General features: G+C 68.7%; 20 protein-coding genes. 5 read left to right on the top strand and 15 right to left on the bottom strand.

Annotated elements, in window-relative coordinates:
- Positions 1-19 precede the first annotated feature (19 nt).
- Complete coding sequence (locus QQM39_RS24115; protein ID WP_301999603.1) at positions 20-757, bottom strand: HAD family hydrolase; 738 nt, start codon at positions 755-757, stop codon at positions 20-22.
- The gene (locus QQM39_RS24110; protein ID WP_301999602.1) at positions 757-1,635 is read right to left on the bottom strand and encodes a winged helix-turn-helix domain-containing protein; all 879 of its coding nucleotides are present in this window, start codon (positions 1,633-1,635) and stop codon (positions 757-759) included. Before QQM39_RS24110 ends, QQM39_RS24115 begins: the two co-directional genes overlap by 1 nt.
- 153 nt (positions 1,636-1,788) lie before the next feature.
- Here QQM39_RS24110 and QQM39_RS24105 point away from each other — a divergent pair, with 153 nt between their 5' ends.
- Positions 1,789-1,977, top strand: coding sequence for a hypothetical protein (locus QQM39_RS24105; RefSeq protein WP_301999601.1), 189 nt, complete (start codon positions 1,789-1,791; stop codon positions 1,975-1,977).
- A 63-nt stretch (positions 1,978-2,040) separates the two neighbouring features.
- Here the strand turns inward: QQM39_RS24105 and QQM39_RS24100 are convergent, their stop codons facing one another.
- Positions 2,041-2,883 carry a winged helix-turn-helix domain-containing protein gene (locus QQM39_RS24100; protein ID WP_301999600.1) on the bottom strand — a complete coding sequence of 281 codons (843 nt, stop codon included), beginning with the start codon at positions 2,881-2,883 and terminating at the stop codon, positions 2,041-2,043.
- 207 nt (positions 2,884-3,090) lie between these two features.
- Between QQM39_RS24100 and QQM39_RS24095 the strand changes: the two genes are divergently transcribed.
- On the top strand, positions 3,091-3,270 hold the full coding sequence (locus QQM39_RS24095) for a hypothetical protein (RefSeq protein WP_301999599.1): 180 nt from the start codon (positions 3,091-3,093) through the stop codon (positions 3,268-3,270).
- A gap of 235 nt (positions 3,271-3,505) precedes the next feature.
- Here QQM39_RS24095 and QQM39_RS24090 read toward each other — a convergent pair whose 3' ends face one another.
- Together QQM39_RS24090 and QQM39_RS24085 are read right to left on the bottom strand one after the other, a co-directional pair.
- The gene (locus tag QQM39_RS24090) at positions 3,506-4,768 is read right to left on the bottom strand and encodes a GNAT family N-acetyltransferase (RefSeq protein WP_301999598.1); all 1,263 of its coding nucleotides are present in this window, start codon (positions 4,766-4,768) and stop codon (positions 3,506-3,508) included.
- A 126-nt stretch (positions 4,769-4,894) separates the two neighbouring features.
- Positions 4,895-5,518: an aerial mycelium formation protein gene (locus QQM39_RS24085; protein WP_301999597.1), complete on the bottom strand. Its 624-nt coding sequence runs from the start codon at positions 5,516-5,518 to the stop codon at positions 4,895-4,897.
- Positions 5,519-5,677: 159 nt separating this feature from the next.
- Between QQM39_RS24085 and dtd the strand changes: the two genes are divergently transcribed.
- On the top strand, positions 5,678-6,103 hold the full coding sequence (gene dtd / locus QQM39_RS24080) for a D-aminoacyl-tRNA deacylase (protein WP_301999596.1): 426 nt from the start codon (positions 5,678-5,680) through the stop codon (positions 6,101-6,103).
- An 11-nt stretch (positions 6,104-6,114) separates the two neighbouring features.
- Here dtd and QQM39_RS24075 read toward each other — a convergent pair whose 3' ends face one another.
- The 4 genes from QQM39_RS24075 to QQM39_RS24060 form a co-directional block, all read right to left on the bottom strand.
- A complete protein-coding gene (locus QQM39_RS24075; RefSeq protein WP_301999595.1) occupies positions 6,115-7,080 on the bottom strand; it encodes a folate-binding protein YgfZ in 966 nt (321 codons plus the stop codon).
- 10 nt (positions 7,081-7,090) lie between these two features.
- Entirely contained in the window at positions 7,091-7,528 is a 438-nt protein-coding gene (locus tag QQM39_RS24070; RefSeq protein ID WP_062710955.1) for a Fur family transcriptional regulator, read from the bottom strand.
- A gap of 31 nt (positions 7,529-7,559) precedes the next feature.
- The gene (locus tag QQM39_RS24065; RefSeq protein WP_301999594.1) at positions 7,560-8,135 is read right to left on the bottom strand and encodes an FABP family protein; all 576 of its coding nucleotides are present in this window, start codon (positions 8,133-8,135) and stop codon (positions 7,560-7,562) included.
- A 343-nt stretch (positions 8,136-8,478) separates the two neighbouring features.
- Positions 8,479-8,898: a hypothetical protein gene (locus QQM39_RS24060; RefSeq protein WP_367669716.1), complete on the bottom strand. Its 420-nt coding sequence runs from the start codon at positions 8,896-8,898 to the stop codon at positions 8,479-8,481.
- A gap of 102 nt (positions 8,899-9,000) precedes the next feature.
- Between QQM39_RS24060 and QQM39_RS24055 the strand changes: the two genes are divergently transcribed.
- Complete coding sequence (locus QQM39_RS24055) at positions 9,001-9,363, top strand: DsrE family protein (protein ID WP_301999593.1); 363 nt, start codon at positions 9,001-9,003, stop codon at positions 9,361-9,363.
- Between the two features lie 19 nt (positions 9,364-9,382).
- Here the strand turns inward: QQM39_RS24055 and QQM39_RS24050 are convergent, their stop codons facing one another.
- The 5 genes from QQM39_RS24050 to QQM39_RS24035 all read right to left on the bottom strand — a co-directional run bounded on the left by QQM39_RS24050 (position 9,383) and on the right by QQM39_RS24035 (position 12,116).
- Positions 9,383-9,649, bottom strand: a complete 267-nt coding sequence (locus QQM39_RS24050) for a DUF3099 domain-containing protein (protein ID WP_301999592.1) — start codon at positions 9,647-9,649, stop codon at positions 9,383-9,385.
- Between the two features lie 108 nt (positions 9,650-9,757).
- Positions 9,758-10,048 carry a DUF1416 domain-containing protein gene (locus tag QQM39_RS24045; RefSeq protein WP_043502058.1) on the bottom strand — a complete coding sequence of 97 codons (291 nt, stop codon included), beginning with the start codon at positions 10,046-10,048 and terminating at the stop codon, positions 9,758-9,760.
- A 74-nt stretch (positions 10,049-10,122) separates the two neighbouring features.
- Positions 10,123-10,962: a sulfurtransferase gene (locus QQM39_RS24040; RefSeq protein ID WP_301999591.1), complete on the bottom strand. Its 840-nt coding sequence runs from the start codon at positions 10,960-10,962 to the stop codon at positions 10,123-10,125.
- Positions 10,963-11,089: 127 nt separating this feature from the next.
- Complete coding sequence (locus QQM39_RS46260) at positions 11,090-11,170, bottom strand: putative leader peptide (RefSeq protein WP_350310325.1); 81 nt, start codon at positions 11,168-11,170, stop codon at positions 11,090-11,092.
- A gap of 208 nt (positions 11,171-11,378) precedes the next feature.
- Positions 11,379-12,116, bottom strand: a complete 738-nt coding sequence (locus QQM39_RS24035) for a DUF2993 domain-containing protein (protein WP_302003708.1) — start codon at positions 12,114-12,116, stop codon at positions 11,379-11,381.
- 254 nt (positions 12,117-12,370) lie between these two features.
- Here QQM39_RS24035 and QQM39_RS24030 point away from each other — a divergent pair, with 254 nt between their 5' ends.
- The gene (locus QQM39_RS24030) at positions 12,371-15,460 is read left to right on the top strand and encodes a glycoside hydrolase family 18 protein (protein WP_301999590.1); all 3,090 of its coding nucleotides are present in this window, start codon (positions 12,371-12,373) and stop codon (positions 15,458-15,460) included.
- An 87-nt stretch (positions 15,461-15,547) separates the two neighbouring features.
- On the opposite strand, the gene QQM39_RS24025 is transcribed toward QQM39_RS24030, so the two are convergent.
- Positions 15,548-16,858 (bottom strand): hypothetical protein, encoded by a 1,311-nt coding sequence (locus QQM39_RS24025; protein WP_301999589.1) that lies wholly within the window; start codon positions 16,856-16,858, stop codon positions 15,548-15,550.
- Between the last annotated feature and the right edge of the window lie 2 nt (positions 16,859-16,860).

The raw sequence follows: 16,860 nt of genomic DNA, 5'->3' as shown, positions 1-16,860 counted from the left end.
GCGCATCCCCGCCCACCCCTCACCCTCCCGCCCGCACCGCCACCAGCACCGGCTCCAACGACCCCACGATGTCCGTCGCCCCCGCCTCCTTCAGCAGCCTGCCCTTGCGCTCGTTACGCGCGTAGCCCAGGAACGGAACCCCGGCCTCGCGGGCGGCCTCGTAGTCCGTGGGGGTGTCGCCGATGAACAGGGCGGTGGACGAGGCGGCCCCCATCGCGGTCAGGGCGCGGTTGAGGTTGCGCGGGTGGGGCTTGAGGTACTGGAGGTCCTGGGTGCGGCCGTAGATGTGAGGGCCGAAGCAGGCGAGCAGGCCGCGGTCGGCCAGGTAGCCGGCGACCACTCTCGGAGAGTTGTTGGTGACGATGGCCAGCCGGGACCCCACCGCGGTCCACGTGCGTATCAGCGGGTCGGCGTACGCGGTGGGCATCGCCGACCGTACGGCCCGCAGCTCCTCCTGGGTGAGACGTTCCTCCACCTCCGTCACCAGGTCGCTGGCGGGCTGGCGCCGGTCGACGGCGCGCAGTACCTCATGGGGGTCCTCGGTCTTGCGCTCGTCCTCCGCCAGCAGGCCGTGCAGGCCGCGCCCTTCGAGCCAGTTCACCAGACCGGCCGCCACCCTCGCCGCCGAGTGGCCGGCGAACAGTCGGCAGATCGGCCCGTCGAAATCCCAGAGCACCACGCGGGCATGCGTGATCAGCTCCCGCAGGCGCTCCGGCGATGCCGTCACCAGTTCGGTCTGTGTCGTATCAGAAGTCACTAGGAGAGTGTCAGGTCAGTGGTGATGGTTTCCCAGAGGGCATCGAACCACTTCTGGGATTCCTCCACGAATGCGTCGTCGCGCTGGCCGGCCTGTCGCACGAAGGAGAAGAGGAGGGACCGCGAGCCGAGGGCGTCGTACATGTCCAGGGTCTGGCTCTCGTACTCCTCCTGGCGTTCGGTGAGGACGTAGTAGCCGATCAGCGCCTCGTCACCGTTGAGCAGGTACAGCTTCACCGGCGGTGTGAACGGCAGCGCGCGGAAGGCGACCCGGACGTCGATGCCGTGTGTGGAGCGGACCGCCTGGAGGTTGTGGCGCAGTACCTGGGCCTGGGCGTTGCGCATCTCCAGCCACCGCTTGTGGACCGGGTCGTCCTCTCCCCGCCCGTCCACCAGTACCGGAAAGGCGAGGTGGATGTCCCGGGACGGCAGCAGAATGCGGACGTCGATCGACTTGGGGTGGATCGAGCCCTCGTGGATCTGGCGGAGGGCCTCGCCCAGGGCCAGCATCAGGGTCTCGGAGGTGTGGCATACGACGTCCACGCGCACGTGCGGGGCCGCGAAGGCCTCCGTCAGGCGGGGTGCCAGGCTGACCATCGTCGGCTGGGGGGCGCCGCTCGCGGGGGCGGGGGCGGCGATCCGCGGCGGGCTTCCCTTGCTGACGTTGGTGAGGAAGCCGTCCCCCTGGAGCGCGCGCAGGGCCTGGCGTACGGTGCCGCGCTCGACGCCGAACTCCTCGGCCAGCTCGGCCTGGGTGGGCAGGCGGTCGCCCGCCTTGAGGTCACCGACGCGGATCCGTTCCCGCAGGATGTCGGCGATCTCCTGGGGCGAGAGTCTCCTGCTGCCGTTCACTGCCACGTTCTCCTGGGTCACGACCAAACGCTACAACTCTCACCCATCTAAAGGGAGTTGTTTGTAGCTTGTTTCAAAGTAGGGGCCAAGTGGGGACAACTTAGTCAGAGTTGGCGTCAAGTTGGTTGAGTTGGCGGAAGTAATCCTTCCATCCCCAGGAACCCGAAGGGGGAAACACAGATGCCCGTCCTCGCACTCCTCTCCGCCGTGTTCGTCGTCGGCGTCGAGCAGACCCTCCAGTGGAAGTACGGTGCCACCGGCATCATCGGCCTGCTGATGCTCACCATAGGCATCAAGGCCAAGAGTCCCGCGGTCAGTTCCGTCGGGGCCGTCGTCCTCGCGATCCTGGTCTCGGGCCCCGCCCTGTGAACCATGCGCGCCAGGGGCTCCCTGCACGCAACGAACCACCAGGTCAAACGCCGCGGGAGACGATCAGCTCGTGAGCACCAGCTCCGAACTGATCGTCTCCCACAGTGCGTTGAACCACACATGCGACTGCTCCACGAACGTCATGTCCCGCAGCCCGGACCCCTGCTCGAAGGCGAACAACATCGACCGGATGCCCGGGGCGTCGTACATCTCCAGGTGCTGATGGTCGATCTCCACCGCGCGGCGCGCCAGCGTGTAGTACGCGAAGAGCGCCTCCGCGCTGTTGAGCAGGTACAGCTTCACCGGCGGAGTGAACGGCAGCGCACGGAAGCCGACCCGCACATCGATGCCGTGCGTGGCACGCAGCGCCAGCAGATTGTGCTGGAGCACCTGGCCCTGGGCGTTGCGCTGGGTGAGCCAGCGCCGGCGCAGCCGTTCGTCGGCGTCGTCGGCCGAGGCGTCCACCGACGTCGGGAAGGCGAGCGAGATGTCGCGGCTGGGCAGCAGGACGCGGACGTCGACCTTGGCCGGTTTCAGCTGTCCGGCGTGGATCTGGCGGAGCGGTTCGCCGATGGCGAGCGTGAGGGAGACCGAGGTCAGGCAGAGGGCGTCGATCTCGACGTGCGGGGCCGCGAAGGCGGCGGCGACGCGCGGGGCGAGGGCCACCATGGTGGGCTGCGGCGGGGCTCCGGGGCCGGTCAGCGCCCTGCCGAGGTCGGGGGCGACGGTCGCCGGGGCCCCTTTGGACACGTTGGTGAGCAGGTGCTCCGACTGCAGGATGCGCAGGGCCTGCCGTACCGCTCCGCGCTCGACGCCGAACTCGTCGGCCAGCTTGGCCTGGGTGGGCATGCGCTGGCCGGGCTGCAACTGCCCCGAGGTGATCCGGGCGCGCAGCTCGTCGGCCACCTCCCGGTGTGACTTCTGTGGCCGCTGTGAACTCTTCCGCCCATTGACGGAGACGGGTTTCGGCTCCACGACAAAACACTACAACTTCCCGCCATCTTTGGGCAGTTCCAGGGAAGGTGGTTATAGGACGCTTCCAAGCGGTCATAAGTACAGTGAAGTTGGTCACCAACTTAAGCAACATGGTCAAACTTCAAGGAGGTTGGCCACATGCCGCTCGTCTACCTCGCCGTCGCCGCACTCGTCATCGGATTCGAACAGCTCATCCAGTGGAAGTACGGGCCGATGGGGATCATCGCCTTCCTCGCGCTGTCCATCGGCATCAAGGCCAAGAACACCCTGATCGGCGGCATCGGCGCGGTGATCCTCGTCATGTTGCTCGCCCACTAGGGCCTGGCGACCAGGTTCGGCCGGCCGGGCTCCCTTCCGGAGGGGAGCCGGGAGCCCGGGGCGGTCTGCACCAAAGGCACAGCCACAACTGAACAGCGGCTGTGGAACAGCCGCACCGCACAGCCACAACCGAACAGCGAACGCACAGCCACAACCGCATACGGGCGCACAGCCCACAACCACAACCGAACAGCTCGCTACGGATGAGCAGACCTGTCGCCGACTGAGAGGAGGATCAGAAGACGTCCGGGCACCAAGGCCGCCTGGACGTACGCAGCAGGGCGTCGGCCTCCCGGGCGGCGCCCGCTCGTTCTTCCCGCACCCGCCCCAGCGCGACGAGCCGCACCACGGACTCGTCACCGAGCCAGAGACGGCCCAAGTCGGCTACGTCGAGGGTGAGTTCGGCGGCATCCTTGGTCGGCGTGCACGAGGAGCCCTCCGCCGACGCCTCCAGCCGGTACCGCCCACCGGTCAGCCCGCCCGCGTCCACGACCTCGATGACCAGCGCCCCCTGTCCCTCGTACGTCCGCGCCTCCAGAGCCCGTACGACATCCAGGATCCGCACCCACAACCAGTCCGCCTGCGACGTGACCCCGGCGGCCCGCGGATCGGGCAGGAAGAAGGGCAGCAGGTCGTCGGGGGCCCGCCAGCCGCTCTTCACCGTCATGACCCAGTCGATCGAGCACAGGTAGCGCCACAGGGCGCGCTCGGCGTCCGGGGTCGCCGCGATCAGCCACTTGACGCTCGCCGTGTTCAACGGCTGCTTCTTGCCCTCGCTCCAGTGGTCGTCCGCCGTGTACGACACCAGCCCCTGGACCTCGCCGCCCGCCGACCGGTACACCGCGAAGAAGGGCTCGGTCCACGGAGACCTGTCCAGCCGCAGCACACCGGTGTTGACCAGCCACCAGCGCTCGTCCCGGTCGACGGCACCCGGCTGCGCGCGGCGTACCCGCTCGAACAGCTCAGGGCCGATCTTGCGTACGTCCGCCCCGTCCACGATGTCGATCCGGCCGCCGTCCTCGGGGCCGGCCCACCTCGGGTCGAGGCCGGTCCGGGGGACGTCGATCGTCCACTGGGTCGTCCAGGTGGCGGGGCCGAAGCCGTAGCGGCCGTAGATCGGGTACTCGGCGGCGATCAGGGTCGCGACGACGTCCCCGCGCTCCTTCGCGGCGGCCAGGTCCTGCGCCATCATGCGCGTGAGCAGGCCGCGGCGGCGGTGGGTGGGGGTGACGGTGACGTTGGAGATGGCGTCGGCGGGGACCGGGGCGCCGCCGACGGCGGTGATCTCCTGCGCGAACGACCGGAAGGTGGCGACGCAGCGCCCGGCGTCGAAGGCACCGAGGGTGCGGGCCGGGACTAAGTACGAGCCGCGGTCCGCGATCTCCGTCTCGGCAACGTCGGGGGTGCGCAGGAAGCCGGTGTTCAGGGCCCTGATCCAGTCGGGGAGGTCGGCCTCGGCGATCGGGCGGACGTCGATGTGGGGTTCGGGACGGCTCATGGGGCCACGGTAGGTGGGCGGGCGCGGGGTGTCGCCGAATTTTCCCGGCCCCCGCTCCCGCCCAGCCGCCTGCCCCGCCCCACTTGTCCACAGCCTGTGGACAAGTAACCCTCTGTACGAGGCGGGCTAAGTCAGCAGGTCGTCCACCTGTGCCTCCCCCTCCCGGTAGCGGCGCGTGATCTCGGCGCTGCAGTCGTCGGCCGTCCGCTGCAACCGCTGGCGGCGCCCCGACACCTGCTGCTCGTACCGCACGAGCCGCCCCATCGCGGTGTCCAGCTCGACGTCCGTCCGCGCCTCCAGGTCCGACAGCTCCACCTCGGCCAGCATCTCCGCCGCCAACCGCCGGTACTCCTCGCTCTGCGGGGTGCCCAGCGTCACATGGCGGGCCGAGGAGCGGTGGCGGGCCGGGGCGTCGGTCAGGATCTCCGAAAGGCGCTCCACGACGGACGCCGCGCCCGCCGGGGAACGCCGTGCCAGCTCCGCCCGCAGGATGTCGATACGCCCCTGCAGCAGTCGTCGTACATAACTCAGGTCCGCCTCGTCGCGCTGCGCGTCCCGGCGCAGGGTGCGCAGCTCTGGCAGGTTGAGCACGGTCAGATCGTGCTCGGGCGGTTCCACGGGCAGCCGCGGACCCGGACCAGGGCCCGGATCGTCGGCGGTGCGCTGCGTGGGCGGCCTGAGGCCGTCCAGTTGGCCCGCTTGGGTCCACAGGACAGCCCCGGGCGGCTGCCCGGTACTCGGTGTGCTCATGTGCCTCTACCGTCCCCTCGACCGGCGTGTGGGAAGCATCGTGCCATCCCAACTGGCAGCTATGTGACCGAGTGCCCATGAACAGCCCCAGATGGGGGCTTAAGGATCAAAAAAGAAGCCCCTTACGTGGCACTTTCGCGTTCACGGCATGATGGCGGCATGCGAGCTGTGGTGCAGAGGGTGGACGGCGCGAGTGTCGTCGTGGACGGTGCGACGGTCGGGGAGATCGTGGGCGAGGGGCTGTGCGTCCTCGTCGGGGTCACGCACGAGGACACCAAGGAGAAGGCGGCCCAACTCGCCCGCAAGCTCTGGTCGATCCGCATGCTGCACGACGAGAAGTCCTGCAGCGACATCGACGCCCCGCTCCTCGTCATCAGCCAGTTCACCCTCTACGGCGACGCCCGCAAGGGCCGCCGCCCCACCTGGAACGCCGCCGCCCCCGGCGACGTGGCCGAGCCCCTCGTGGACGAGGTGGTCGCGCAACTCCGCGCGCTTGGCGCCACGGTGGCGACGGGCCGCTTCGGCGCGCAGATGCGGGTGTCCCTGACGAACGACGGCCCGTTCACGGTGCTGCTGGAGATCTGAGGCCCAGGACCTCAGGGCTTTACGACGACCTCCTGCGCCGCGGCCGTGTCCCCCGCCACCAGCGGAGCGTCCATCGGCACGTTCCGCTTGACCAGCGCCAGCGCGACCGGGCCGAGCTCGTGGTGCCGTACCGACGTCGTGATGAAGCCGATCTTGCGGCCGTCGGGGCCCTCGTCCGCGAGGCGGAGCTCGGTGCCGTGGGTCGGCAGATGGACCTCGCTGCCGTCGAGGTGCAGGAAGACGAGCCGGCGCGGCGGCTTGCCCAGGTTCTGCACCCGGGCCACCGTCTCCTGGCCCCGGTAGCAGCCCTTCTGCAGATGCACCGCGGTGCCGATCCAGCCCAGCTCGTGCGGGATGGTGCGGTGGTCGGTCTCGAAGCCGAGGCGGGGGCGGTGGTGTTCGACGCGCAGTGCCTCGTACGCCAGGATCCCGGCCGCCGGGCCGGCCTTCCCCGCGTACGACTCCAGGTCGGCGCGCGGCAGGAACAGATCCCGGCCGTGCGCCGTCTCGCGTACGGCGACGCCCTCGGGCACCTCCGCGATGGACCCGGCGGGCAGGTGCACGAGCGCGAACTCGGCGGTCCGGTCGGTGACTTCGACCTGGTAGAAGAACTTCATCGACTCCAGGTACGCGATCAGCGCGTCCTGGGTGCCGGGTTCGACATGGGCCCAGACCGTCGCGCCGTCGTCGACGAGATACAGCGCGTGCTCGATGTGGCCGTGCGCGGAGAGGATCAGCGCCTCGGTGGCCTCGCCTGCCGGGAGGTCGCTGACGTGCTGGGTGAGCAGCAGGTGCAGCCAGCTCAGCCGGTCGTGGCCGGAGACGGTGATGACCCCGCGGTGCGAGAGGTCGACGAAACCGGTGCCGTCGGCGAGGGCGCGCTGCTCGCGAAAGAGGTCGCCGTAGTGGGCGGCGACGCCTTCGTCCACGCCCTCGGCGGGCACGGCGCCGGGCAGGGTCAGCAGGGGGCTCTTCATATGCCTAAGCCTACGACTCGGTAGTTGAACTCTTCAGAGAGCAGTCCTTGCAGCGGCCGAAGATCGCGAAGTGCTTCATGTCGGTCTCGAAGCCGAAGGTCCGGCTCAGCTTGGCCGTGAACTCCGCGGCCACCTGGACGTCCGCCTCGATGACGTTCTCGCAGTCCCGGCAGACCAGGTGGATGTGGTGGTGGCGGTCGGCGAGGTGATACGTCGGCGCACCGTGCCCGAGGTGGGCGTGGCTGACCAGCCCGAGCTCCTCCAGCAGCTCCAGGGTCCGGTAGACGGTGGAAATGTTGACCCCCGACGCCGTCTTCCTCACTTCCACGAGGATGTCGTCGGGGGTCGCGTGCTCAAGGGTGTCCACGGCTTCGAGCACGAGTTGCCGCTGCGGCGTCAGCCGGTAGCCGCGCTGCCTGAGGTCGCTCTTCCAGTCGGTGCTCACCACACCAGAAGTCTAGAGCCACTCGAACGGCTGCCTACTTGAAGAAGGCGATACCGTCGTCCGGCAGGTCGTCCGGCAGGGCCTTGGCCCAGCGCTCGACCTCCTCCGGGGTGACGACCTTCTTCAGGTGCGCCGACATGTAGGGGCGCAGCTCGACCTCGGGAGTCTGCTTCTCGCCGACCCACATCAGGTCGCTCTTGACGTAGCCGTAGAGCCGCTTGCCCCCGGTGTAGGGGCCGGAGGCGGCGGTCCGCGCCACGGCGTCCGTCACCAGGTCGATCTGCGGCTTCTTGTCGGCGAGCTCGCCGTACCAGACCTCGACGACGCCGTCGTGGCGGACCATCGTCACCTCGACCTTGCGGTCGGCGTCGATCCGCCAGAAGCCGTGCTCCGACTCCAGCGGCCTGACCTTGCTGCCGTCGTTGTCCAGCACCCAGGTGTGCGACCGGTACTCCAGGAAGTCCCGGCCGTCGTGCGTGAAGGTGACCTCCTGCCCGAAGTTGCACTTCTCGGAGCCGGGGAAGTCGTGCACACCCGCGCCCGCCCAGTTGCCGAGCAGGAAGGCGAGGGGGACGAGGTCCTTGTGGAGGTCGGACGGGATCTCGATCATGAGTAGCTCAGAAGCCTCGTACGTCGGTGATGGCGGTCAGCGCTGGCCCTGGTACAGCTTCTTCACGGTCAGCCCGGCGAAGGCGAGAACGCCGACGCAGACCAGGACCAGCAGGGCTTCGAAGAAGATCTCCACGGGGTGCTCCTCGATTGAGCGCGGGAATGCTTGCGTACACAGGGCCGGGCCCCAGCTTACGCGGCCGGGGCCCGACCCTCTGTGTGAGGTACACCCTCGCGGGCTCAGCCGAGCAGCTGGGTCTGGAGCATCACCGTCTGCTGGAAGGGGACGTGGTTCGCGTCACCCTTCCTGGACTGGATGATCACCGCGAGTACGTCACCGGCGGTCACGTACGCCTGCCGGACCTGCTCGGCTCCGGACGGCTCGACCTCGGCATAGGCGGTACGTTCGGTGTCCTCGTGCATGGGCACCTGTCCTGCCAGCCGTCCGCGCCCTCCAACCAGTCGGCGTCCTTCGCCCCGGCCAGCTTCTTCAGCAGCAGCTTGCGCAGGTCGCCGTCGGTCTTCACCCGACGGTCCCGGGCAGCCGACAGCGGCTCGGGCGCCTCGCCCCTGGACTGCTTCAGCGTCGGCTGGGAGAGCGAAGGCAGCTTCGTGGGCTCGCGGTCGGCCTGTACGACGTAGCCGGCGCACGTCCCGGCGACGAGCCCGAGCACGACGGCTCCGGCGATCAGCAGCGCCGTACGTCCACGACGACGAGGCCGGGGCCGGGGCGCGGCCTCTCCTACTTCTTCAGGTACATCCAAGACGTCCCCCCACGGAACGTGAAGCGCGCATTCCGTATGCGCGCGCACAGGAGACCCGTGGCCAACGCTTCAGGTTGCAAGGGAGTTGATTACGATTCGGCCATGGCGAAGAAGCTGGTGATCAAGGTGACGGCGGGGGCCGATGCCCCCGAACGGTGCTCACAGGCGTTCACGGTCGCGGCGGTGGCCGTGGCCAGCGGCGTCGACGTCTCCGTATGGCTGACCGGCGAGTCCGCGTGGTTCGCCCTCCCGGGCCGTGCCGCCGAGTTCGAGCTCCCGCACGCGGCCCCGCTCCCCGACCTGATCGACTCGATCCTGGCGACCGGCCGCCTCACCCTGTGCACCCAGTGCGCGGCCCGCAGGGACATCACGGAGAAGGACGTGATCGAGGGCGTACGCATCGCGGGCGCGCAGGTGTTCGTACAGGAGGCACTGGGGGACGGGACGCAGGCGCTCGTCTACTGAACCCCGCTGCCGAACCCCGCTACTGGGACCGCGGTCGCTTCTTGCCGTCCAGCTCGTCCCACCACTCGTCGGACTGAGGGTCACCGGACGGGTCGTCCCACCAGCGGTCCTCCGGCCCCCGCCGGTTGGCGACCATCGCGGCGAGCGGCGGGATGACCATGGCGACCACGCACATGCCCACGGCCACCGGGATCGACCAGAGGCGTACGACACCCCAGGCCAGGACGAAGAGCGTGATGCACGTCCCCATCATGACGAAGTACAGGTGACGTCGCCGCGCGTACATGCCTCCAGCGTAGGCCCGCACCGGACGGGCACGCCGAAGGGCCGCACCCCAGGCGTCCAACCCGCGGGGTGCGGCCCTCTTCTGCAGCCGGTGGGCTGCTGAGTCCGCTCAGACCGCGATCGCGACCTCGGCGAGCGCGCCCTTCTCGGCGACGACGACCGTGCGGTCGGCGGTGCCGCCGGGGACGAGTGCACGGACGGTCCAGGTGCCCTCGGCCGCGTAGAAGCGGAACTGGCCCGTGGCGGAGGTGGGGACCTCCGCGGTGAACTCGCCGGTCGAGTCCAGCAGACGGACGTAGCCCGTCACCGGCTCGCCGTCGCGGGTCACCTGACCCTGGATCGTGGTCTCACCGGGCTTGATCGTCGAGGCGTCGGGGCCGCCGGCCTTCGCTCCACACATGTCTTTCTCCAAGAGGGGTCTGACCGGAGGAAGGCCGGTCGGGAATTTGCGGGTCTGTTCGCTTACTACGGGGCTTACTTGTTGGCGCCGAGCTCGATCGGCACGCCGACGAGGGAGCCGTACTCGGTCCAGGAGCCGTCGTAGTTCTTGACGTTCTCCACGCCGAGCAGCTCGTGCAGGACGAACCAGGTCAGCGCGGAGCGCTCACCGATGCGGCAGTAGGCGATGGTGTCCTTCGCCAGGTCGACCTGCTCCTCGGCGTAGAGCTCCTTGAGCTCGTCGTCCGACTTGAAGGTGCCGTCGTCGTTGGCGTTCTTCGACCACGGGATGTTGCGGGCGGACGGGACGTGACCCGGACGCTGCGACTGCTCCTGCGGCAGGTGCGCGGGGGCGAGCAGCTTGCCGGAGAACTCGTCGGGCGACCGGACGTCGACCAGGTTCTGCGAGCCGATCGCGGCGACGACGTCGTCACGGAAGGCGCGGATGGAGGTGTCCTGGGGCTTGGCCTTGTACTCGGTCGTGGGGCGCTCGGGCACCTCCTCGACCAGCTCGCGGGCGTCCAGCTCCCACTTCTTGCGGCCGCCGTCGAGGAGCTTGACGTTCTCGTGGCCGTAGAGCTTGAAGTACCAGTAGGCGTAGGACGCGAACCAGTTGTTGTTGCCGCCGTAGAGGATCACCAGGGTGTCGTTGGCGATGCCCTTCGCCGACAGGAGCTTCTCGAAGCCCTCCTGGTCGATGAAGTCGCGGCGGACCGGGTCCTGCAGGTCCTTGGTCCAGTCGATGCGGATCGCGTTCTTGATGTGGTTCTTCTCGTAGGCGGACGTGTCTTCGTCCACCTCCACGATCGCGATGTTGGGGTCGTCCAGGTTCTCCTGGACCCAATCGGCGTCGACGAGGACGTCGCTGCGGCTCATGCTCTTCTCTCCTCCGGGGCAGTTGCGGCGGGGCGTGCGAGTGCGAGGGGGTGCGCGCGCTCGGGCCGAGACGGCGCACCTGTGCCCTGGTCAGGGCGCGGGGAAACGCAGAAGTCGGAGCTTCCGCTCAGAAGGTGCGACAGAGCATGGCGGCCACGCGGCACAGGTCTACTGCCCGCCGCTTCGTGAGATCCGCCTGTCGCTTCATGGCCTCGATCGTAGGGACGGACAGGCGGGCGTGTCACCGGTGTGTCGCATGCTGAGACAGGATCGTCCGGGATGCGGGATCGACTCACCACCGAGGGCGTCCTCGCACGGCCTGCGGGCCGATGTATCGGCGGTCACATCTACGGTACGGACGACGCCGTCTCGCCAGTCGGACACCCGGAGATGGGCATCGGGTTTCGGTGGCCGTCCTACCCGGCGAGGCGGACGTTCGAACCCTTCACCGTGATCTCGACGCCGTTCTTCGCCGCCTGGACCTTGTCGAGCTGGATGCCGCCGGGGAGGCCGTCGATCCGCTGCTCGAAGTCGGTGATCGCGCGGGCGCGGTCCTCGGCGATGTCGGCTCCGGCGAAGCTGGGCAGGGTGTCGGCGTGCACCTTCACGGTGTCGCCCTGGGTGGTGACCGAGCTGAGGACGTAGACCGGGTTCGGCAGCTTCTTGCCGAGGACGGTGGCCTCTACGGCGACCTTGATCTTGCCGTTGCCGCCGTCGGAGAGGCCGACGACACTGGCGGTCACGCCGGGGGCGACCTGGGTGGGCTCGGACTTGGCGGTCTTCAGCAGCTCGGCGTAGGTGATGGACGCGGTGCCGGTGGCGGTGGCCGCGGTGGCGGAGCTGTAGTCGCCGGAGAACTCGACGCCCTTCATGCTCGCCGTGAGGTCGTCGATGCGGATGGTCTTGCCGTCGGTGCCGGTGCCGGCCTCGTAGTCCTTGATGCCGACCTCGATGTCGTCCAGCGTGCCGCTCGCGACCTGGGTGAGGAAGGGGAAGCCCTTGATGGACACGTCGGGGGCCGCGTCGAGGTTCTCGGTGCTCTGGAGCTTGCCTGCGGCCTCGTCCTCGGCGAACCCGACGGCGAGGCGGTCGGCCAGCACGAAGAGGCCGCCGAGTATCACGACGACGATCAGCAGTATTCGAAGGGCGCGCATGTTGTGGTGTTCCCCCACCTCGGCGGTCATCGACGACCACGGTCACTGACGGCCGGGTGGCCGTCAGCGCGAGCGTAACTCCGCGGAAGGCGTGACCCGGCGAATTGTCGATCACCTGTGACAGGGGAGACGGACCGAGTTGGCGCAAGACCGACCTCGCGGTTGGCGCAACACCGACCACCAGCGCCATGACCCGGGTCCCTCTTGATCCGTACTGTCCAGGTGTCCAGGCGTCGAGTAGGAATGAGTTTCCCATGGGCGTTTCGTCGGATTACCCCGATGTTCCCGAATGGGTTTCGAAACCCGAGGGGTATCAGGCAGGAGCCGTCACCAAGTACAAGGGCAACATCTTCCGTGCCGCCTTCTGGGCTTCGGAGCCGGGAGTGGGTGATGCCAACACGAATGGTTGGCGGTTCTTCGACGAGTTGTACGACCAGAGCGCCCATACGCCGGTCCAGCAGTCGAAAATCATCGCCTACATACCTACCTGGCGAAAAGCGGAGGGATTCGACTACGGCAATGGCGAGATGTATCAGTACATCACGCATGGGATCATCGCGTTCTTGACGTTCAGCCAGAGCAGCCTCGGCGAGTTCGACTCCGCGTCGCTGGCGGAGATCAAGACGATTCTCCCGGATGTCGTCATCGCCGGGAATCTGTCCAACACCAAGATCATGGTCGCGCTGGGCGGCGCGAACGACTACGCCTTCCTGGACCTGATGACGGCGGTGGGAAACAATCCGGCCGCCCCGCAGCTCGACCAGGCCGTGCGTAATGTGGCCGACTTCGTCACCGCCAACGGCCTGGACGGTGTCGACCTCGATCTGGAGTGCTGGTGGGGCAAACCCGGTGAGCCGGACCAGGGCGGCCGGCTGAAGAGTGACGGGCCGCATCCCGCAGGGCGGGGTCTGACGCTGTTCGCTCAGAAACTGAAGCAGGCCATGCCCGGCAAAATCGTGTCGGCGGCCATTTTCGGCACCTCGTGGTACGGGAACAACTACGACCCGGCGGTCGCGGACCACGTCGACTGGCTCGGGATCATGACCTATGACCTCACCGGGTCATGGGACCGGTCTCCGGTGGGCCCGCACACCGCCCTGCTCAAGATCCGCGGCAAGGACACCGCGGACGTACGCGAGGCGGACGTCTACCAGGAGTCGTACCTTCCCGAACAGCAGGGCGCCTGGCCAGGGCCCCGAACGGGCGGTTCGGCCCCCTCGGGCGCGGACAACATGGAGAACAACCCGATCGGGTCGGTGGAGGACTCCCTCTGGTACTGGACGAACCCGCTCTTCGTGAACTGGCAGGGGACCGGGCACGGGGTGGCCCGCGACAAGATCGCGGCCGGGGTGCCGATCTACGGCTATGACTTCACCGCCGCCAAGGAGCCGGACGACCTGACCGGGGAGGTGCCCCCGGGATACAAGGTTCTGCGGTACAAGGAAATCCTGGACGCGTTCCCGGACGCGCACAAAGCCGCGAACGCGAACATCAAGACTCCCGGAACCACACCCCGGCCCGTCCTCGGCGAACCCCTGCCTCCGGGCGACTACCCGTACGCCCACAACATCTATTTCGAGACCCCGGACACCGCCGTCACCAAACTGAACTTCCTCAAGGACGTGGGAGCCCAGGGCGTCATCATCTGGGAACTCTCCAACGACGTCTGGGAAGACGGCAAGAGCATCATCAAGGCCCTCTACCGCGCCTCCGGCAACCCCGAGCCCGAGCCCGTCACGAACCCGCCGGTCCCGGTGGCCAGCCACTGCCTGTGGGACTCCGTCGGGTTCCTGGGCCACGCGACCGACTTCCTCCAGTTCCAGGACGACGGAGTCACCCGGCCCGGTGTGCGGCAGTTCTCGGCCCGGCTGTGGAACATCCCCGACGGCGAGGACTGGGTATCCGTCGCCAAACGCTCTCCGGCGGTGATCAGGAGGCAGTACTTCAACCGGCCGACCCGCATTGTGGACAAGGGGGCGCTGGGGCTCTGGGGCGAGTTCGACGTCGTCGAATCGGACGATGTTCCGGCCTGGGACTGGAGTCACATGCAAGCGGAGGACGGGGCGCCGTCCGGGTTCACGCGGTACAGCTCGCGCCTCATGGGCCTCTCGCTCAGTGATGACTGGAAGGCCGCCGCGCGACAGACCCCGGCACTCGTCGCAGGTCAGTACTTCGACCAGCCGACGGAAATCGACGACCAGGGAGTCGGCGGCCTCTGGGGCCTTTTCGACGTCAGCGACGAGCCGGCCACCATGCCCTCGCTCGTGACGCAGGCCGCCGGGCCCAACGACTGCTCCTACTGCCTGATCGACGACTTCCCCACCGAGCCCAACGTGGCACAGGTGAACCTGACGACCACGATGACCGTCGGGGAGGGAACGCCCTACCTCTACTCGGTGATCACTCGGAACGGCGAATCGACCGAGTTCCCCGAGGGCGTCGTCATGACCCTCCAGGACCCTGACGGGAACACCTACGACCGCGCCGTCGAGGACGCCAACCAGCTCGTCCTGATGTCCGGTTCCTCGGTGCGGTGCCTGATCGTCAAGGATCCGAAACCGGGCGACTGGACCATGCACATGAACGTGCCGAGTGGCGTCGATTTCCGCTGCGAATGCGACACCGTTCCGAATGCGGACGTCTTCGACTCCATGGTGGAAACCTGGCAGAAGCTCAGCAAATGGAGCGACATCGAGCCCCGGGACGTCAGCGTGGGCCAGGTCGCGGCATTCCTGGGAGTGTCGGCGATCACGCTCCTGGTCCCCTTCCCGCTGGGCATCGCCACCCGGGCCCTGATATTGGCCGTCACCGGGGTCGGCTGGCTCGGATTCTCAAATTCAGGCACCATGGATTCCGTCTCACGAAACATGGCGGAAGTCTCGGGAATCCTGGCGAAGGTGATGAAGGACCTGAAGGCAGATGGGTTCTCCGCCCTCGAAAAGTACCGCTACCTGGTCGGGAAGAACATTTCCTACGAGGAGTACCAGGTCATTCTCAAGTACCCCGCCAATCTCTTCCACTGGCTTGGGATCCACCGCAGGGTGTTCCAGGTGGTCGAACACATGACGGACGCCGAGGAGCAGAACGCCGTGCGCCATGTGTACTGGCAGTGTCTGCTCAAGAAGAGGCTGGGCGAAGAGTTCGCCGTCGCGATGGGTGAGGCACACGAGCTGGGCCGCCCGGGGTCCGAAGCGGACAACATGGCGGACGAGATCAACAACAGGATCGGTCTCCGGCTGGCGGACGACGTGGAGTCCGAGGAGGACTGCCTGACGCGTGCCCGCGAGATGTGGGCGGCGGGCGAGCTGGCCACGCGCATCGACCTGGAGACAGACCCGACCTGATTCCGGCGTACCGGTCAGGTAGCGGCGCGGGGGCGCCGCCCGTTCGTCGGGCGGCGCCCCCGTCGGCGCCCGTTTGAAGAGCCCGGCTCAGACCAAGGCCCGCCCCAGCAGGTACACCGCCGGTGCCGCAGCCGCCAACGGCAGCGCGACGCCCGCCGTGAAGTGCACGAACCTGGACGGATAGTCGTAGCCGGCCACCCGGTGCCCGATCAGCGCACACACCGCCGCACCGACACCGAGCAGAGCCCCGTCCGCCCCCACCCCGGCCATCGCACCGACCACAGCCCCGGCCCCCGCCGCCGCGAGCAACGAGACGACCACGGAGACCGGCGTCGGCAACGGCAACGCCCGCACCAGGACCGCGACCGCGACCGCCACCGCGCCCACCGTCACCGCGTCCCCCTCCGCCGCGAGGTACCCCGCCGCGACGATCGACAGCGCCGCCGAGGCGACCGTCGCCATCAGCCCGTACATCCGCTCGTCCGGATCAGCGTGCGAGCGAAGCTGCAGCACCAGCGTCAGCAGCACCCAGACCCCCAGCGTGCCGAGGATCGCCGCCGGCGCCCGGTCGGCCGCCAGCAGCGCCACATCCGCCGTCACCGCGCCCGCGAAGGCCAACGCGATGCCCTGCCGGGCCGGCCACATGCCGTTCAGCCGGAACCAGCCCGCCGCCGTCACCGCCTGAAGGGCGACGAGGGGGACGAGCAGGGCGTACGACCCGATCGCCGCCGTCCCCGAGAGCAGCAGCCCCAGCAACGCCGTGAGCGCGGCCGGCTGGATCCCGGGCTCGATGATCGGGGAACGCCCCTCCAGCCGGGCCCGCTGGGCGTCGGTCATCTGCGCGTCGCCGGAGAGGGTCGCGGGGCCGTAGCCGGGGTCGTTGCCGTCGCCCGCCTGGGCATCCGCCGCATCCGGGCCGGTCCCGGGAGCCTGGGCCCGCGCCTGGTGCTGCGCCTGCGCGGGGGACTGGAACGGGGCCTGGCCGTAAGCCTGGGCCTGGGGATGGCCGTGCGCCCGGCCTTGCGGCTGCGGCCGGATCTGCCCCTGCGTGTGAGGCTGCTGCCCGTGAGCGTGGGCCTGCTGCCCCTGACCATGAGGCTGCTGCCGCCGCCCCTGTCCCTGCGGCGCGCCCTCCCAGCCCCCGGCGCCCCCGGCCTGATACCCGGACGGCTCCCCGCCCCGGTACTCGGAAGTCGGCGGGGCCGGTGCGACCGGCGGCTGCACCTGGGTCTCCCAGGTCTGCCCCTGCCACTGCTGCGTGTACTGCTGGGCCGCCTGCGGATCGTCGTAAGCCTGCTGCCCGGGCCACCCCTGCTGCGCGGCCTGCTGGGCAGGCGGCTGGGCCTGCTGCTGATACGGGTCGTACCCGTCGTACCCCTGATACGGCTGGTCGGTCATCG

This window comes from Streptomyces sp. DT2A-34, assembly GCF_030499515.1.
Classification (GTDB): domain Bacteria; phylum Actinomycetota; class Actinomycetes; order Streptomycetales; family Streptomycetaceae; genus Streptomyces.
This window is presented reverse-complemented; position numbering and strand designations above follow the sequence as displayed.

What these genes read in the sequence shown, in the direction of transcription:
- QQM39_RS24105 (WP_301999601.1), top strand. Translation starts at nt 1,789, where the DNA reads ATGCCCGTCCTCGCACTCCTCTCCGCCGTGTTCGTCGTCGGCGTCGAG.
- QQM39_RS24095 (WP_301999599.1), top strand. Translation starts at nt 3,091, where the DNA reads ATGCCGCTCGTCTACCTCGCCGTCGCCGCACTCGTCATCGGATTCGAA.
- QQM39_RS24090 (WP_301999598.1), bottom strand. Translation starts at nt 4,768, where the DNA reads ATGAGCCGTCCCGAACCCCACATCGACGTCCGCCCGATCGCCGAGGCC.
- QQM39_RS24085 (WP_301999597.1), bottom strand. Translation starts at nt 5,518, where the DNA reads ATGAGCACACCGAGTACCGGGCAGCCGCCCGGGGCTGTCCTGTGGACC.
- dtd (WP_301999596.1), top strand. Translation starts at nt 5,678, where the DNA reads ATGCGAGCTGTGGTGCAGAGGGTGGACGGCGCGAGTGTCGTCGTGGAC.
- QQM39_RS24075 (WP_301999595.1), bottom strand. Translation starts at nt 7,080, where the DNA reads ATGAAGAGCCCCCTGCTGACCCTGCCCGGCGCCGTGCCCGCCGAGGGC.
- QQM39_RS24065 (WP_301999594.1), bottom strand. Translation starts at nt 8,135, where the DNA reads ATGATCGAGATCCCGTCCGACCTCCACAAGGACCTCGTCCCCCTCGCC.
- QQM39_RS24055 (WP_301999593.1), top strand. Translation starts at nt 9,001, where the DNA reads ATGGCGAAGAAGCTGGTGATCAAGGTGACGGCGGGGGCCGATGCCCCC.
- QQM39_RS24050 (WP_301999592.1), bottom strand. Translation starts at nt 9,649, where the DNA reads ATGTACGCGCGGCGACGTCACCTGTACTTCGTCATGATGGGGACGTGC.
- QQM39_RS24045 (WP_043502058.1), bottom strand. Translation starts at nt 10,048, where the DNA reads ATGTGTGGAGCGAAGGCCGGCGGCCCCGACGCCTCGACGATCAAGCCC.
- QQM39_RS24040 (WP_301999591.1), bottom strand. Translation starts at nt 10,962, where the DNA reads ATGAGCCGCAGCGACGTCCTCGTCGACGCCGATTGGGTCCAGGAGAAC.
- QQM39_RS46260 (WP_350310325.1), bottom strand. Translation starts at nt 11,170, where the DNA reads ATGAAGCGACAGGCGGATCTCACGAAGCGGCGGGCAGTAGACCTGTGC.
- QQM39_RS24035 (WP_302003708.1), bottom strand. Translation starts at nt 12,116, where the DNA reads ATGCGCGCCCTTCGAATACTGCTGATCGTCGTCGTGATACTCGGCGGC.
- QQM39_RS24030 (WP_301999590.1), top strand. Translation starts at nt 12,371, where the DNA reads ATGGGCGTTTCGTCGGATTACCCCGATGTTCCCGAATGGGTTTCGAAA.
- QQM39_RS24025 (WP_301999589.1), bottom strand. Translation starts at nt 16,858, where the DNA reads ATGACCGACCAGCCGTATCAGGGGTACGACGGGTACGACCCGTATCAG.